Source organism: Shewanella sediminis HAW-EB3, from assembly GCF_000018025.1.
Taxonomy (GTDB): Bacteria; Pseudomonadota; Gammaproteobacteria; order Enterobacterales; family Shewanellaceae; genus Shewanella; species Shewanella sediminis.
In genome coordinates, this window is sequence record NC_009831.1 from 4749177 (window position 1) to 4767713 (window position 18537).

An 18537-nucleotide genomic window follows, 5' to 3' on the forward strand; every position below is an offset into this window, starting at 1 on the left:
AGAATAACGGTAAATGCCTACATTCAAGCTAGATCCTGAAACAGGTTCAGGATGACTAGCCTACAAACGTTAAAACAATTCAAACATTAAAAGCTGGTTCTGCGGCCTTCATAGGTTTCACACATACCTTGCACTTTATCTGCCTCATAGGGACGCAGGCCACTCATGACCAAGGTTTTCACTCCCGTGCCCACTAAGGTATCGCCACTATGTAACTCAAACTTCAAGGTGACATTACCGCGCTTACCGTCGACGATAAGTTCCTGCTCAACCAGTGAAAGCGTCACTTGGGTAAAATCGAGCGTATTGAGATCGAATGACATGCTCTCGTAGATAACCAAAGGACGCGCCGGGTTTATCATCACCTGGTGTTGCTCCATCATGGGCACAAGCACATGAATGAAGTTCAGTCCGGAAAAAGCCACATAACTACGGATAAAGGACTCAACCTGAGCTTCACAACTTCTCACATCGCCATGTCGCTCAACACTCAGATAGTGTTTATCTTTATCATCATGAACGTCAAAATTCTCACCGACAGACTCGGGGAACTCTAACTTAACTCCATCTCCCACCATACCGGCGAAGGTGAAGCTCATCTTCTGACTTAAACCATATTCCCCTAACACCAAAGAAAATAGCAGGTCTCCTGGTACACAGAAACGCTTGGCACCTTCATCATGAATAGGATTAAAATCCTGAGCCACGATTTTTGCAAAGTCACTCGCCTGAGACGGGAGAATTGAGACCGATTGATTTTCTTTTTTATAATATGGAGTTAGAAACATAGTCACTCAAATAATTGTTGAAGCATAAAATAGCCGCACATTTTATATCAAAACCCCCGAAACACTCACCCGATGACTTAACGCTCAAGAATTTGTAAGCCAAATACAGACTTTGGGCAACAGCCCTGACGAGTTAACAATTGTAAAGAAATCTGAGCTTAAGTTAATTTTAATACAAGCAGCTTAGGATGCGCATAGAAATGATAACCACTCTCATTAACGGGTTTAATAAGTCGACTTCGATTATTTTACCTTTGGTATTAATTGCGTAACGGAGATCTTATGCCGCACCCTAAAACCTTGTCACTCAGCCTGCTTTCCACGGCGCTACTTAGCGCACTGTCAACCTCATCGTTCGCTCAGGAAATTCAAGGCGATGAACATGCCAGCCCGATGGAGCAGATCAGCATTTTTGGCAAGCGAAACCCGCTCAACACAGTTCCGGGAAGTGGACATCAGATCACCGAGGCGCAGCTCGATACCTTTAAATACACAGATATTATGCGCACTCTTTCATCGGTTCCGGGTGTATATATTCAGGAGGAAGATGGTTATGGTCTTCGCCCAAATATCGGTATGCGTGGCACGGGGCAAAACCGCTCTGAGAAGGTCACCATCATGGAAGATGGCGTTATCGCAGCCCCAGCCCCTTATGCTTCTTCTGCAGCCTACTACTTCCCAACATCTGGCCGCATGGAGTCAGTTGAGATTCTTAAAGGTAGCTCAACGGTTAAGTATGGTCCCCGCACCACAGGCGGCGTGATCAACATGCTATCGAGGCAGATCCCTGAGGAGGAGTTAGCCGGTAAGCTGCATATCGCAGCAGGACAGGATGGCTTCGGAAAACTGCATGGCTATGCAGGCGGCCAGGGAGAGCGCGTAGGCGCTGTTGTCGATCTATATCGTTATCAGGCCGACGGCTTTAAAGATATCAATGGCGTAGGCGGTGACACCGGCTTCAAGAAGAACGATGCCATGGCCAAGTTCAGCGTACGCTCAGCCAAAGATGCCAAATACGATCAGGTACTGGAATTTAAGCTTAAGTATTCAGATGAAACATCTAACGAGACCTATATGGGCCTCACCGATGAAGACTTTTCAGCAAACCCTTATAACCGTTACTCGGCATCACAAAAAGATGTGATGAACACCGAGCATAAGCAGCTGCAGATCAACCACATTATCGACTTCAGTGACAACGTCACCTTAGGTACTACGGTTTACCATAACGACTTTAAGCGTAACTGGTACAAGACCAACAAGGTTAACGGTGAAAAGATCAGTGGTGATGGTACCCAGATAGCTTCTGATTTCGATAAAGATCCCACCTCAGGTGATCTTGAGGTCGATGTTAAAGCTAACAACCGTGCCTATATTTCACAGGGTATTCAAACCGAACTTAATTGGTACTTAGATAGCCATGAGATAGCCTTCGGTGCTCGCTACCACGAAGATGAGATGGACAGGTTCCAGTGGGTTGATACTTACACTATGGGATCGAACCAAGTGATGGTGATGTCCGAAGCTGGCACCCCTGGAACCGACTCTAACCGTATCGACAGCGCTGAAGCTTTAGCACTTTATCTACAAGATAAAATAAACTTCGGTGACTTTAATATCACCGCAGGTGTGCGCTACGAAGATGTTACCACCAACCGCCGCGACTGGGGTAAAGAGAACCCTGGACGTGACGGCGAGCCAGATAAGGTAAAAGACAATAGCTTCTCGGCGTTCATGCCTTCGCTATCAGCCACATACCAAGTTAACGATGCCCTACTTGTACTTGCTGGCGTTCAGAAAGGTTTCTCACCTTCATCGCCAGGCAATAGCCAAGGTGAAGAGGAGGAGAGCTGGAACTATGAAGCTGGTGCCCGTTACAACAGTGGTGAGCTAACTTCTGAAGCGATATTCTTCTACAGTGACTACAGTAATATGCACGGTGACTGCACTGAGTTCGCTGGTTGTAATGATGAAAATATTGGTGATCAGTACAACGCAGGTGAAGTTGATATTAAAGGCCTGGAGCTTAGCCTGGGGTATAACTTCAATAGTGACGGTCAGGTCAACTTCCCAGTCAAACTTGCTTACACCTACACCAATGCAGAGTTTGGTAATAGCTTCGAATCTGATTTTTGGGGTGATGTTGAGAAGGGCTACGCACTACCTTACCTTGCTGAAAACATCCTATTTGCCTCGGCAGGTGTTGCAGGTGACAACTGGGAGCTAACCTTAGCGGCACGCTACACAGATGATATCCGTACAGAGGCCGGTGAAGGTAGCATCCCAAGCGATGAGCTAATCGAAGCGAGAACCATAGTCGATCTTTCTGGACGTTATTTTATCTCAGAAGCTCAGGAAGTTTACCTGACAGCCGAGAACCTGTTTGACGAGCAATATGTCGCAACTAAGATTCACGGTTCAAGCTCAGCGGGTAAGCCAATGACAGTAACTGTCGGATATTCGTACAAGTTCTAACATAGAACTTAAAAACGGATAAATTTTTTAAATCTTTAAAAAGGTGGGCTTCGGCTCACCTTTTTTATTACCAGAAAACAAATAAGCACCAAGAAACAAATAGATACAATTCATACCACCAATCAGTTCAAGTCTCAAAGCGATTTACCTTATCTTTACATTTGTTGATCCTTATCAAAAAAGCAAATGATAACCGTTTGCATTATCAACATCAGTTGTTAGAATCCCTCCAAATTAAATAACCCTTACATAACAACAGGGAACAGAATGATGATGAAAAAGACACTGATAGCAACCGCACTGGTTGGCCTTTTCGCCAGCCAAACTGCATTTGCTTCTGAAGAGACTCAAGAATTACGTAAAGTGATCGAGCAGCAGCAAAAGGTGCTACAAGATCTGGAACGTCGTCTCGAAGCCACTGAAACTCGTGTTGAGAAGACAGCCGATGTCGTAGAAGAGGTTGCTGAGTCTAAGAGTGCAACAACTATCGGTGGTTATGGTGAACTTCACTACAACAACATTACCGATAACAAGTCTGGCAGCGATAAAAAATCAATCGATTTCCACCGTTTCGTATTGTTCTTCGGCCATGAGTTCAGTGAAAAAACACGTTTCTTCTCTGAAGTTGAGCTTGAACACTCACTTTCCGGTGATGGTAAGCCAGGTGAAGTAGAGCTTGAGCAAGCCTATATTGAGCATGACTTCAGCGAGATGTTTACCGGTAAAGCGGGTCTGTTCCTGATGCCTGTCGGTATCATCAACGAAACACACGAGCCACCAGCATTCTATGGCGTCGAGCGTAACCCGGTTGAGAAAAACATTCTTCCGGCAACTTGGTGGGAAGCCGGTGCAGCACTTAATGTAAAGGCCGCTCCAGGTCTGGCATTCGATGGTGCAGTAACCAGTGGTCTTGAAGTTGCTACTGAAGGCAGTAAAGCCTACAACATCCGTAGCGGTCGCCAGAAAGTAGCTAAGGCAAATGCTTCAGATCTTGCTTACACGGCGCGCGCTAAATACACAGGCGTTCCAGGTTTAGAGCTTGCTGCAACCGCTCAATACCAAGCAGATATCACTCAGAGTGCAGGTGGCGTAGACACAGCCTCTGCAACTCTTTTGACTGCTCACGCTATCTACAGCATCCAGGGTTTCACAGTTAAAGCCCTTTATGCTCAATGGGATATCGATGGTAACGAAGCAGAAGCCTTAGGTCGTGATGAGCAAAACGGTTGGTACATCGAGCCTTCATACCGCTTCAACGAAAGCTTCGGTCTGTTTGCTCGCTACAACGAATACGACAACGAAGCTGGTAACAGCGAAGACACTAAAATTGAGCAAACCAACGTAGGTATTAACTACTGGTTGCATGAGAACGTGGTATTCAAGGCTGACTACGAAAAAGTTGGCGGCGCTAAAGATTCAGACGGTTTCAACCTGGGTGTAGGTTACCAGTTCTAATCTAAGCTCGATGTTATGAGTGCCCTTCATGGGCGCTCATCTATACTCAAATAACTTAGAAGATTTAAGCAATCTGATTTAGGTTATTTGACTATAGGTTTTAATAGATAGCAGATTTTAATAGATAGCAGGTTTTATTAATAGTGATAGCGTGTATGAACTTTTCGATACCCTCTAAACCCATAAGCCCAACCCCCGAGTCCATTATGAAGCTGAACTCTCTTCTCGTTATATTCTTTTTATTTACTCTAAGCTTCAATGTCCACTCGAAGGGTGTTTACCAGCAACCGGAAGAGTTTATCAGTCAGGCATTCAATGCCCCCACTCCAAAATCGAAAGTCTTTTGGATAGACGATGAGGCTCAACAGGTTATCGAACAGATACTGGCACATAGGTTCAAGAAGATGCGCCTCAGATATTGGCAACAGGAAGCCGAAACGGTTTGGATATTAGAGGAGGTAGGTAAAGAGTCGCTTATCACAGTCGCTATTCACATCAAAGATAAGCAGATAGCCCAAACCAAGGTTCTCGTCTACCGGGAGAGCCGTGGCGATGAGGTAAGACATGATTTCTTTACTGATCAATTCAAATCGGCCAAACTAAAGGACGATCTTCAACTCGATCAACATATCGACGGGATAACCGGTGCCACATTGTCCGTCAGGGCTCTGACCAAACTATCACGCATTGCACTATGGTTGGATAACCATGTCACTAAGGGCTAAAAGCGTAAGAGGTATTTAAACTTACAGCCTATGCCCTCGATATGGTGCTTATGCCATATTAAGAATAAAGAATAAGAATAACTAAATGATTCATAAGCATCACCATCATCGTAAGAAAAGTCTCAGAACTCAAATAACCAAACAGCTTCGTCCCTGGCACCGCAGCCTTGGGGTCATCAGCGCGCTCTTCATCTTATTGATGGCCCTGAGCGGCGTGCTGATTAATCATAGCAATCACCTCTCCATCGATACTGCCCATGTAAAGCAGAACTGGTTGCTGGACTACTATGGCATCACTCCCCCCTCTCAAATAGATATCTACCAGACATCGCCACTTAAGCTTGCCAGTTCAGATAACCTTATCTGGATAGACAATCGACTCGCCGTCGAAGCCGATTCATCGATTAAGGGAATGTTATCTCTGGGCAGAATGCTGATCGCCGTCGACAGTAGCAACCTCTACCTGCTCTCGAAAGAGGGCGAGGTGTTAGAGAAACAGGATGCCTCGACCGGGCTGCCAAGAGGAATTGAGGCTATCGGCTTTGATGAGCAGGTTTGGTTAAACACTACTGCCGGCACCTTTATGGCCGACAATGACCTTATCGAGTGGAATCAGACTCAGCCATTTGCCCCGATAGCCTGGACCGTACCACTTACGGCCGATAGCGATGAGATTATTATCAGCGTGACAGATGAGCGTGAGGCGATCGCCCTGCAAGCCCGCTCGCACCATCTCACCTGGGAGCGCGTCCTGCTGGATATCCACAGCGGGCGCTTCTTCGGTAGCTTAGGCCCTTGGTTTATGGATCTGGTGGCGCTGGCACTGATCATCATGGCCATATCCGGCATTTATATCTGGCAACAGCAGAAACCTAAGAAAAGGAAGAGAAAGGTTCGGGGTCCGAGATCTGAGGATCAAGAAGAGCGTTAAGCAAGTATAACTAAGTTTAAGTTTTCTGTTCCTTAAAAAAAAGAGCACCTACCTGAAGATAAGTTCTCTCTTTAAATAACTACATCAATTACTCGAATGGATAGCCAGCTTCATTCTCGAGCCAAGAGGTCACCACTTCTTGGTTATCATTTATATGGCCAAACTTTATATCCAAATAGCCATCATTATTCATGTCTGCCAAGCCAATAAAATCATCAATGGGGACACCATAAGGAGTCCTGGCTATCAGCACCTCTCTATCTGAATCGGCTAACCGATAAACATGAATTAGATCCATTTTTTTATAATAATTGTCAATATGCTTGTTTTTAAAATACTTATCTAACTTTCCATCTTGATTGATATCAATTTCATTTGGAACAGCAGCATAATCAAACAAAATATCATTGTAATAGCTTTTCAATACTATATTCAGAGGTTCCTCGTTTTGGTCCAAAGATAATAACAATTTTAGCCCGTAGGAAGATTGCCCTCCTCCCCAATAAGCTTCTGTGAAACCAACCAATTCTAAAGTTGAATCGTTATCAATATCTTCCTGGTAAACCGTATGAAAAGCTCCAAATTCAATAACTTTAGTATAATCAGGGCTGACGACATTTAACTTACTATTATGACCAGTAGGACCATTAACTCTTAGCTCACTATGCACGATAATTAATTCATCTCCGGTTTGACCACCGAGATCATTTATTATGGCACTCTGAACCCAACACTCCATACAGTAGGCAATTGAAATCTCGTTTGTTTTACGCAGCTCAGGTTCCTTTATATCGAAAATTAGTGCCTTAATTTGGTAAATTAGGTATTTACCAAGATCTAGATGATCATAAATCTCAATAGCCATGGATAAAGTGCCATCTTTTTCAGCTAACTGATAACTTTCGGGATAATAATCTAAGTCGATAAGTTCTTTCTCCACCATACTCAAAGTTGAGGCATCAAACGAAAATGATATCAAATTCGTACCGACGACAAGCACTAATACAGGTATACCATCTTGGTTTAGATCGATTAACTCAGCATTTCCAACCAGCCTCCTGCGCTTGCCGATTAATATTGACTCGGTATAGGTTATCTCATCTGTTGAACTTACATTGGATAGATAGAAATAAAGGTTACTATAATAAGTATAAGAAGAACAAAATATGTCATCGACACCATCTTGGTTAAAATCGAAATTGTGCTTGACGGCATTATCCTTGTTTAAACAGTTATCGCTTTGTTCGGCATTAGCCTGGATAACATTATTAGCTAACCCCTTTGCAACTGAATCTTTAGCCGGCACTGTATGCAGGGGCCACTCTGGCACTTTTTGAATAGGTTGGATGGTAAATGCTTTGTCGAAGTTTAGAGTCTCACCCTCATGTGATATTGAGAACGTCAACTGCATCTCTTCAGTAATACCTAGCCCACGGCGATATTCAGGTGAACTATCTGGATTGTAATCTTCGGTCAGTCCTTTAGCCGCATAAAAGCGAACTCGCCGAGACTCAGGCTCAATTAAAGGGTATTCAGAGCCCTGTGAAACTCGCCATTGATAGCTTAGATTTTCAGTCGCAATATTGCGTATATTAGCTTCAACATCAATATGGCGCTGTGTCACAGCCCCAAAGGGCAGTGAGAAATCGACCGCTAATGCGGCTACAGTGAATTCAGAGGATAGAGTCGTTTGATTACCTTGGCTATCTTCCGCCAACAAAGTGACAGTATATGCGGTATCAATTTTGGTAAAAGGGACGAGATAATTGAGTTCTGTGGTATTTTCGAGGCTCATGCTAAAGCCTGCGTTTGAGGTTAATTGCCAGCTAAGAGATACACTGTCATTTTCAGGGTCGGTGACTTGAGCTGTGATGGTTAGCTGCTCGAGAGAGAGCGCGGAAGATGGCGCTTGCAGCTCAATGACTGGCGGAAGATTGACCTCTTCAGAGCTATCGTCTGAACCTGAGCAACCCAATAAAATAAAACTGATAACGACTAATGCAAACCTGCAATATATCAGCATGTTATGACTCCATTCTTAACAAGATTATTGCTGGATGATATCTAAGCAAGTATACATTTACAATGGATATTGATAGAAAAACGAACAATTATTTTGGTAATAACTGAATCTAAGAATCAAGGGTAGATGAAAGGCTTAGGTACCAGAAAAAATCAGATAGTGACGGTTAGAAGTCAGCCCGTTAGTGTTCTGATTTCATGCTGATTCCCCCCCAAAAAGAGCACCTACAAAAAGAGCACCTATATGAAGATAAGTGCTCTCTTTAAAACAGGCTGAATCTATTACTCGAACGGATAGCCTTCTACATTCTCGAGCCAGGAGGTCACAGTCTCGATGTTATTCTCAGAAACCTGACCAAACTTGAGGTCCAGATAGCCATTGTTATTCATATCCTCCAGACCGATAAAGTCATCTCGGATAGTGTCATATGATTCAGTGGATATGAGCACCCGCTTATCTGACCCGGCTAGCGTGTAACTATAGAAGCGATCCTTTTGATAATAGTCTTCTTCATAGTAACTAAGCTTAGTGAACTCATCTAACTGCTCATCTTGATTCAAATCCGCTGCATAAGACTCTGATCCATAGTTGAAAAATAGATCACTATAGTAACTTTCTAACACCTCGGTATTAGGCTCGCCCTCTTGGTCCAGCGTTAAGTGAAGCTTATAGTCTGGGATAAATATACCTACATCTTTGTAGGTTTCGGTTACTCCTACCCACTCAAGCGTTCCATCATCATGAATATCTTCCTGATACACCTCCCTGAAAAACATAGGAAAAGCAGATAATTTAGTGTAATCACCACTAATGGTACTCACCCTATTATGAAAATTCGAGGGACCGTAAATACTGGATTCTCGGTTCTCAATCAACAGTTCATCGACACCTTGTCCGCTCAAATCACCCACAGCCAAGGTAACCAAGACACAGTCCAGGCACTCCACAACTTCGAACTCATCTGTCTTTTTAAGCTCCTCTCCCTTAGCATCGAAGATAAGTGCCTTAATATAATCAGTTGCTAGGCCGGTTGAAATCTGCTGTCCATCGATTCGAATCGCCATAGACAAGATGCCATTTGCCTCGGTGAGGCGATAATCTTTTGCACTATAACCGATATCTATAAGCTCCTTCTCATCGAAAGAATGGCTCGATGAATTATAAGTTAGCGAAATGAGGGTTCCAACATACCCAGGACCTACTGCCAGCACTAGCTCGGGGATGCCATTTTTATCGAGATCGATAAGCTCCGAATACTCGGTAAGAACTTGGTTTTCAATTACAACTGACTCGGTATAGATGGTTTTTCCGGCAGAGTCGATATCCGACAGATAAAAATAGAGCGTATCTGAGTAGGTACAGAAAACATCATCGACACCATTCTGGTTGTAGTCGAAATAATTCTTGACCGTATTCTCGCGACTGAGGCAGTTATCGATAACCTCTAAACTATTAATAGTTGCTGCAGTTATTGTAGCCTGCATTTCTGCGCTAACAATGTGCTCCGGCCATGAAGTCAGTTTCTGGATGGGTTGAACGATAATCGTCTTGTCAAAGTCGATGCTGGTGCTCCCATCTGACACAGTTAGCGTCAGCAGCAAATCTTCGGTGATCCCCTCGCCGCGAATACGTTCGGGCTCAGCATTAGGATCATACTCTTCCGTCAGCTCTTTAGCGGCAAAAAAACGTACCCGATTAGGCGCAATAATGGTAAGAGGATATTGACTAATTCCCCAGCCATAGATGATATCGGTAGAGGCGATATTTAGCAGATTAGCTTCTGTGTCCACATATCGCTGGGATATCGCATCGAAGGGCTGTGTAAAGCTCACATCCAACGCTGGCACGGTAAAGGTCGATGACTCGGACGCTTGATTGCCATGGCTATCGGTAGCCACTAAGGTCACTGTGTAAGCTGTATCGACCGAGGTCAGCGGAATTTGATAACTCAGCTCGTTAACATCGACCACTTCCATATCGAGCCCGGCATCGGAACTCAGGTGCCAGAGTAGAGAAACTGTGTCATTTTCAGGATCGGTAACTTGAGCGGTAATGGTTACCTGCTCGAGAGAGAGCGCAGATGATGGCGCTTGCAGCTCAATGACTGGCGGAAGGTTGACCTCCTCTGTGTTATCGTCTGAACCCGAGCAACCCAATAAAATAAAACTGATAAAGACTAATGCAAACCTGCAATATATCAGCATGTTATGACTCCCTTCTTAACAAGATTATTGCTGGATAATATCTGACCAAGTATATGTTTACAATGAATATCGATAGAAAAAGTAACGATACTTTTGGTTACAACTAAATGTTGAAATCAGCTGTAAGATGAAAGGTTTAAGCCTTAAGTCTGGAAAACAAAAAGCAAAAAATAAACACTCAGATGTAAACGCGGCAGTGACCTTCGACAGCAGGGAGGCTGTCGCAGAGCCCACAGGGATTGTGCTTGCGGCGTGTCACTGAAGTGTTTGCACATTAAGCCAGCCGCAGGCTATAGATAAATTTAAAGTAAAAGGCTTCAGAAGGCTAACCCAATACGCATTCAGCCCAATGAAACCAAACAAAAATACTTAAAGGGCTTGTTATTCGACAAGCCCTCCCCACTCTTATCCACCCGTGAGCTTCTGCCACCAGGAAAGGGGCTCGCCGCAGTTCTTCGCCGGGTGGTAACTGGACTCCAGCGCTGGCAGTGCAATCGAGTTCTCGCAGCCCGCCTGCTTGGCTACACCGGTGGTGCGCTCGAAATGACCGTTAACAACGCCATTGATCGGCGTTCTTCTCAGACTGATAGGCGGCCTGTCACCTAAGAAGTCCTGATACACGGCCATGGCGCCGCTGCTGCCATAGAGCTTCGTCTTGCCGTTGTCATCACGGCCAACCCAGATTGCGGCGACATTACGCTCATCGAAACCGGCAAACCAGGAGTCCCGGGAGTCATTACTGGTTCCGGTCTTGCCTGCCAGTGTGGTGCGCGGGAAGGCTTTGCCCAGTCTGGAGGCGGTGCCTGAGTCCACCACCTGTGTCATCGCATACTGCACCAGATAGTTAGTTGCAGGATCCAGTGCCTGAACAGGTGTTATCGGCGATGCCGGCAACGGATTATTATCCATATCCAACACCGAAGTGATCGAGCTTAGCTTTCGGTAACGACCGTTGTCGGCGATGGTCTGAAATACCTGCGCTACCATCAAGGGAGAACCATTTACCGCGCCAAGCAACATAGAGGGATACTCAGGGATCTTATCCCGCCAACCCGCCTTATCTAATGTGGTCGCCACACTGCCCACACCGATAGCCATGCCTAAATTGACCGTAGGCACATTGATCGATTTCTTAAAGGCGGTTAACAGGGGTACTTCTCCCCTGAACTGCTTATCCACATTCTTAGGCGACCAGCTTTTCCCCTGACCACTCTTGAGCGTGATGGGCTGATCTTTTATCGGCGTCGCCAGGTTGTATTTGTCGCCATGACTCAGCGCCGTGGCATAGACGAATGGCTTTACCAAAGAACCGATAGGACGACGTATTTCTACGGCGCGGTTAAACCCTTTATATCCGGGTACCTTGTCGCCAACCATGGCGGCAATACCGGCAGAGTATTTGTCGGTAACAACCATACCTACCTGCAGAGATTTATCACTCTTGCCTAAGCGTGCCATGGTCTTCTTAACCGCTTTTTCCGCGGCTTCCTGAGCCATAGGATCGAGAGTGGTATAGACCTTTATCCCGGACTGCTTAAGCAGAGAGTCACCGAAGCGTCTCGCCAGCTCATGCTGCACCACGGCAAAGAATGCCGGCAGCTTCTGGTGTACAGGCTTATCCGCTTTACGCAGCCCCAGAGGGGATTCGACCGCCGCCGTATACTGAGCGACATTGAGTTGATCCGCCTCCATCAATAGCCTCAAGACCAAGTCTCTTCGCTGCTGTGCTCTCTCAGGGTATCGCCATGGGTTGTAATAGGAGGGCCCCTTAATCACCGCCACCAGAAAGGCCTGTTGCGGCAAGGTCAGCTCGGCAATCGGGCGACCGAAGTAGAACTGAGAGGCCAGCCCCATACCGTGTACGCCACGAGCCTTATCTTGCCCCATATACACTTCATTGAGGTAGGCTTCTAAGATCTCATCCTTGTCATATCGGAAATCGATGATCACCGCCATCAAGGCTTCCCGAATTTTTCGCACCAGTGAGCGCTGACTGGAGAGGAAGAAGTTTTTAGCCAGCTGCTGAGTCAGGGTCGAGCCCCCCTGCACCGTCCTTCCGGCGCTGATGTTAACCATCAATGCCCTGACAATCGCAAACGGATTGACGCCATGATGCTCATAGAAGCTGCGATCTTCCACTAAGATAAGGGCATCGATAATCGGTTGTGGGATCTTTTGCGCCGGCACAAATAATCTGTCTTCACCATCCCCGGTAAGAATACGGTCGAGCAACACAGGTTCGAGATGAAAAACCGCTAACTGACGCCGATCTTTGCTTCTGGAAACCGAGCTGACACCCTGAGAGTCGAAGGTGATCATCACCCTCTGCTCCGCCTGAGAACCTTGTGGGTGCAGGAAGGGGCGGCGCCACAGATCGACCTTAGTTTTCGAGGCCGAAAACTCGCCGACCTGCCTCGGGTTAGTGACCTTGCGGTAACCGAGCAACTTAAGTTCTGCAATGAGCTGGTTATGACTCACCGCTGCGCCCGGATAGAGGGCCATGGAGCGGCTGAATACCTGTGCGGGCAGATGCCACTTCTGTCCCTCAAATTTGCGGGCGATGATCTGATCCAGATAGATCCCATAGATAAAAACCGCCGCTATCAGGATAAGCGCACACTTCCAGCTTATCGACCAGATACGACGTCCCCAGCCCGGAGATGATGGTTTCTTCGATGCGCGCTTTTTTCTTTTAGGCTTAGCTTTAGCCGCACTTTTTTTAGGGGCTGGCTTCTTAGCCGCTCTCTTTGTTGTCTCTTTCTGTGTCATCTTTATTCCGATAAATCGATTTCAGCGGCCAGGTTCCAGCCACTGAGTCATTTGTAATTGGTATCACTTTCTAATCAAGCGGTATCCCGGGGAGCTCTTTCCCTGGCGCCGGGAGCTCAATATAACGGACGCTCACCTCATCATCATTCAGGTGCAAGAGTCACTATCCTAACTCTTTGCGCTTAACGTCTTTTTCTTGGTAAAACGAGTCGGTAAGGTATTGGCAGGATCGTCGGGCCAAAGGTGTTTGGGATACCTTCCTTTCATCTCTTTTTTTACCTCGACATAGGGTCCTTGCCAAAAACTGGCAAGATCGGCCGTTAACGCCAAGGGTCTTCGGGCCGGAGATAGCAACTCCATCGTCACTATGAGTCTGCCATTGGCCAAAACCGGGCTTTGTGCCATTCCCAGCGCCTCTTGCAGCCTGACACTGAGCAGGGCTCTGCCTGCGTCATCATAAGTTATCTTCGCCTTCGTACCCGTCGCCATCGGCCAGTGGCAAGGAAACAGCGTATCCAGCCTGCGCTGTCTATCCCATCCGAGGAGATTGAGCAGCAGAGTATAACAGTCGAGAGCCTTCAGTTGTGACAAGCTTCTGACATCATTTAAATAGGGACTCAACCAATCATTGAGACTTGCCAGCAGGCTGGCATTACCAAAGTCGGGCCAGCCATGCTCGCCGTCGAGTGCTGCCGCTAGCTTCACCCTGTTTTGTAGCTGCAACCACTTATCATCCATATTGAGCAGACCCAGCCCCTTAGCGAGGAGCTGTTCGATGATGGCGGCTTTTATCTGTTCCGGATCAGGCTTCTTAGATGCTGTCTTGCTCAGCACTATCTGACCGATACATCTCTGAGTCTCGGCGAAGAAGCGTCCTTTCGACTCATCCCAGCCACAATAGTCTTTGGTCGACACTAAAAATGAGAGCTGCTCCTTAAACGCCGCACTGTCAATCTCGGCGGCAAGGTAAACCCGGCCGGACGTTCTGCCTTCACTCTCCTGAAAATCTGCAACCACCAGCCAATCCACATGAGAGAGAGGATCGTTATCGGGCAGGATCACCCCGGTACCGTTGGCCAGTTGATAACCCGACACTCCCCGGCTTTTCGCGATACGATCGGGAAACGCTAACGCGAGCAGGAAAGCGATATCAGAGCTGGCGGCGCCGGCAACAATCTCAGACAAAGGCATAGTAACCTTAAGTTTTTTCATCCATAAGCGTACCTGCTGACCAGATTCCCCTTGACCGGCCTCTCTTAAATAATTGCCAATATCGGTGCCGTGACGGGAGCGGGAGCGAGACTCTAAGACACCGGCCAATAAGCAGGCTAAGCCCGCGAGTTCATTTGATCCGGTCTTTGTCGATAGAGACTTGGCCTTGAGTAACATATGCGCCAACCTGGGATGACAGCCTAACTCGTAGGCTTGCCTTCCATGAGTCGTAATTTTTCTGCGTTCATCGACCACGTCGAGCATCTGTAGTAACTGCCAGGCTACCGATTCATTTGCCTTTGAGGGCTGAGTTAACAGGGGAAGCTCTGAGAGTGACTTCACTCCCCAACACGCTCCGTCGTGCACCATAGGAATAAGATCGGTATGCAGGATCTCGGGCTCATCGGCCTTTAATAGCCTGCCCTGCTCCTCCTGACTCCAGAGGCGCAGAGAGTGCCCCGGAACCAAACGCCCCGCACGACCGCTACGCTGGGCAGCTGAAGCTTGGCTGATACGTTTGAGTGACAGTTTGGTCACACCCGTTCTGGGGTTAAAGCTGGCCTGCCGCTTATATCCACTGTCGACCACCATAGTGATCCCTTCGATGGTCAGACTCGACTCGGCCACATTGGTTGAGAGCACTATTTTACGTTTACCATCGTCTGCTGCGGCTATGGCTCTATCTTGCGCCTTTGCGGGTAAACTACCGTAGAGCGGACAGAGTGAGAATTGATTCAAATCCAATCGGCTCGCTAAGAAGTCGTGCAAGCGCATGATCTCCCCCTGGCCGGGCAGAAATGCAAGCAGTGAGCCTTTAGATGTGTCATCAACCAAGGCATTATCGTTCTTGAGCAAGTCCAGTATGCTTCGCCCCATGTGCTCTATCCAATGGGAGTGGGACTGATGTTGGGATCTGTTTTTCGAAGCGGAAGCGGCGTTATAGGCGATATCGACAGGAAAGCTGCGCCCCTCGCTCTTCAGGGAGATGGCCTCGGGCATGACTCTGTGCAGTGGCAGACCCGAAAGCGTCGCCGACATGGCTAAGATCTTAAGATCTTCCCGAAACGTTCCCTGGATTTCAAGGGCCAAAGCCAGCCCGAGATCTGTGGTCAGGTGGCGTTCATGGATCTCATCGAAGATGATCAACCCTATCCCCTCTAACTCGGGATCTTGCTGGATCATTCGGGTCAAAATACCTTCGGTGACGATCTCCAGCTTAGTCGTCGCCCTGCTGCGTGACTCCCCTCGGACCCTGAAGCCTATCTCTTCACCGATAGCACAGCCTCGCTGGCTCGCAATATAGTGAGCCACACTTCTCGCCGCCACACGTCTGGGCTCCAGCATCAATATCTTACCTTTTATCTCTGACCAATCGAGCATGGCCAAAGGCAGTGCAGTAGATTTACCTGCGCCGGTAGGAGCTTCGAGAATGACTTGATTATGCTGACCAAAAGCCCTACGCAGAGGGTTGAGCAGGCTATGTACGGGTAACTGTTCCAAGGAGATGACATCTGAATTACACACTGCGAACCAGTGTACTAGGAATGGGACTTATACCCAAGTGTCTGAGCTATAATCCAAGAGTATCCGAAAGCTCTCCCCTACCGGATAGCCTTATGACACAAGGCCTAGGTTAACCAATTTAGTCTCTCTGGCGAAACTAGTGAATGTAGCGACAATCGACGCTATGAAGCGTCATCTGCGAAGGGGTTATGTCATTCACCCATAAAGCCATATGATTTTGCTACAATTAACGACAAAAGAATTAAGTCTTAGAAAACTATTTAAGGTTAATAAAGCGAGTTCTTTCAGATGGAGCGGCTAACATGAAAAGATTATTTTTAGGCATATCACCCAATGCGCTGCAGCTCGAACAACTGCTCAAGATCCAGGCCGCCCTTTTCGAAGCTGGTGATAAAGAGAGGACTTTGGTGGGGCGAGATGCCGACAAAAACTCTGGTAGCCATCAATACACATGCGTCGGTCGCAGGGTCAACAAGCAGAATTTTCACATGACGCTCGCCTTCTTAGGAGCCGTCAGCGATGAGATGCAAGCGCAACTGGAGTCGACACTGGACAGCTTCTACGCCATCAACGCCAGCCAATGGCCCTCCTTCGATGTAACATTAGATACACTGACGCTCTGGCGAAAACCTCAGGTGCTCTGTCTGTCGGGAAAAGCGGATGACCCGAATCTGCAAATAGCAGTAGACAGATGCAGATATGCCGCTAAAGAGGCTGGGCTTTTCAGCGGTAAAACAAACAAGACTAAGACAAGTGATGAGCTTACCTTTACCCCACATATCACCCTATTTAGAAAAGCAAAGAGGATACCTGAGGATCATCTGCCGCAAACGGGGTTATTACAGTCCGAATTAATGGAAAAGTCACTCATACCTGTGACACTCTCGCCACAGCAGATGCACCTCTACGAGTCGCTCAGCACAGCTAAGGGAGTTGAATATCGTATCTTGCGATCCTGGGCACTGGTTAAAGCCTAAATCTCTAAAACTATCAAAATGCTTACATTAAAAGAGCCGGTATCTTTTCAGACACCGGCTCTTTTCATTTTGTTAAGGGTCACCGCTTACTCTATAGCGATAATACTTACGCTTAGTTTCTTAATCCTGCAGTAAATTTGCGATAGTCAGCACACCGTGTGTCGTTCCACCGGCAGCCCACAATGCATTGGCGCTATCGGCAAAAGCCGAGGCTAGATCCATATGCAACCAGTTAGCCTCAGGCGTAACAAAATGCCAAAGGAAGCCCGCTGCATTAGACGCTCCACCGGCACCGCCCCCTTTCATGGGGCGACTGTTAGCGGTATCGGCATAGGCCGATGGACACATCTCACGATGCCAGGGATCCAGTGGCAGCGGCCAAACTCGCTCACCCACTTCGGTCGCTTTGGCTTGCGCCATCGCCAACACTTCGCTTGATGGCGAGAAGATAGCGTTATAGTTAGTTCCCACTGCCATCAAGGCCGCACCAGTTAAGGTGGCCGCATCGATAATTAAAGAGGCGCCCGTTTCAGAAGCCGCCTGCAATCCATCGGCTAATACCAAACGTCCCTCAGCGTCAGTATTGACCACTTCGACAGAGACGCCATTCTTGTAAGTTAAGATGTCTCCTAACTTATAAGCATGACCACTGATCAGGTTTTCGGCGCAACAAAGGAACAATTTAACTCGCTTGTTCAAGCCTTGCTTCATCGCAAGCCCGAGCGCTGCCGCCACGGTAGCCGCGCCACCCATGTCGCATTTCATCCCTAGCATGCCTTCAGAGGCTTTAATGCTATAACCACCAGAGTCAAACGTGATCCCCTTACCGACCAAGGCCACAGATACCGGAGCATCATCCCCCAAAGGGTTATAATCAAGCTCTAACATAGCCGGTGCCCGCTCACTTCCGCGACCAACGGCATGGATCCCAACCCACTTCTCTTCGAGCAGCTCGGCACCTTCGATGATGCGGTAAGTCACCTTCTCTCCGCCTATCTCAGATAACCAATGGGCGGCAAGTATAGCCAACTTCACAGGCGCAAGGTTTTCAGGCGTTTCATTGATCAATTGTCGGGCAAAGCTGGCACTGTCGAGTCTGTTTTTAAGTTCGACTTGTGTTGCCTCATCCCCGGTCCAACGGATATCAGAATTAGACTTTGCCGTGGCGAACCCTTGAGCAAAAGCCCACTGAGAATGCAGATCCCACAACTCGCCCTCTAATGAAAGTGAAGCGATGCCTTGGCTACGCAGTTTACGCGCGGCTTTCTGAACTTGTCTTAGCTCATCTCCACCTTGCAGGTGAATAACCGCCTGATCATTTTGAAATGTCACATCGGCTTTACCCCAGTGAGCAGCTGGAGCCTCTTTACTAAGGCTTACTTTCATTAACTCTGTCATGCCTAATCCTTCCTTTTATGCATCTTTTATAATTAGATTCTTACCCGAGCGACCTA

11 protein-coding genes are annotated in these 18537 nt (G+C 47.2%); 5 read left to right on the plus strand and 6 right to left on the minus strand.

Going from position 1 to position 18537, the window contains the following annotated elements; translation table 11 throughout:
* Positions 1–86: 86 nt before the first annotated feature.
* Positions 87–788: a DUF3581 domain-containing protein gene (locus SSED_RS20300; protein ID WP_012144221.1), complete on the minus strand. Its 702-nt coding sequence runs from the start codon at positions 786–788 to the stop codon at positions 87–89.
* 282 nt (positions 789–1070) lie between these two features.
* On the opposite strand from SSED_RS20300, the gene SSED_RS20305 reads away from it, so the two are divergent.
* From SSED_RS20305 to SSED_RS20320, 4 genes are all read left to right on the plus strand, one after another.
* Complete coding sequence (locus tag SSED_RS20305; protein ID WP_012144222.1) at positions 1071–3263, plus strand: TonB-dependent receptor family protein; 2193 nt, start codon at positions 1071–1073, stop codon at positions 3261–3263.
* Positions 3264–3530: 267 nt separating this feature from the next.
* A complete protein-coding gene (locus SSED_RS20310) occupies positions 3531–4718 on the plus strand; it encodes a porin (RefSeq protein ID WP_012144223.1) in 1188 nt (395 codons plus the stop codon).
* A gap of 206 nt (positions 4719–4924) precedes the next feature.
* Entirely contained in the window at positions 4925–5443 is a 519-nt protein-coding gene (locus tag SSED_RS20315; protein ID WP_041421836.1) for an FMN-binding protein, read from the plus strand.
* An 85-nt stretch (positions 5444–5528) separates the two neighbouring features.
* Positions 5529–6374 (plus strand): PepSY-associated TM helix domain-containing protein, encoded by an 846-nt coding sequence (locus SSED_RS20320; RefSeq protein ID WP_012144225.1) that lies wholly within the window; start codon positions 5529–5531, stop codon positions 6372–6374.
* A gap of 88 nt (positions 6375–6462) precedes the next feature.
* Here the strand turns inward: SSED_RS20320 and SSED_RS20325 are convergent, their stop codons facing one another.
* From SSED_RS20325 to hrpB, 4 genes are all read right to left on the minus strand, one after another.
* Positions 6463–8397 (minus strand): Ig-like domain-containing protein, encoded by a 1935-nt coding sequence (locus SSED_RS20325; protein ID WP_012144226.1) that lies wholly within the window; start codon positions 8395–8397, stop codon positions 6463–6465.
* A gap of 281 nt (positions 8398–8678) precedes the next feature.
* Entirely contained in the window at positions 8679–10601 is a 1923-nt protein-coding gene (locus SSED_RS20330; protein ID WP_012144227.1) for an FG-GAP repeat domain-containing protein, read from the minus strand.
* A gap of 405 nt (positions 10602–11006) precedes the next feature.
* Entirely contained in the window at positions 11007–13370 is a 2364-nt protein-coding gene (mrcB, locus tag SSED_RS20335) for a penicillin-binding protein 1B (RefSeq protein WP_012144228.1), read from the minus strand.
* Positions 13371–13538: 168 nt separating this feature from the next.
* Complete coding sequence (gene hrpB / locus SSED_RS20340; protein WP_012144229.1) at positions 13539–16106, minus strand: ATP-dependent helicase HrpB; 2568 nt, start codon at positions 16104–16106, stop codon at positions 13539–13541.
* 302 nt (positions 16107–16408) lie between these two features.
* Between hrpB and SSED_RS20345 the strand changes: the two genes are divergently transcribed.
* Entirely contained in the window at positions 16409–17083 is a 675-nt protein-coding gene (locus SSED_RS20345; protein WP_012144230.1) for a 2'-5' RNA ligase family protein, read from the plus strand.
* 120 nt (positions 17084–17203) lie between these two features.
* Here SSED_RS20345 and pepB read toward each other — a convergent pair whose 3' ends face one another.
* A complete protein-coding gene (gene pepB / locus SSED_RS20350; RefSeq protein ID WP_012144231.1) occupies positions 17204–18481 on the minus strand; it encodes an aminopeptidase PepB in 1278 nt (425 codons plus the stop codon).
* Between the last annotated feature and the right edge of the window lie 56 nt (positions 18482–18537).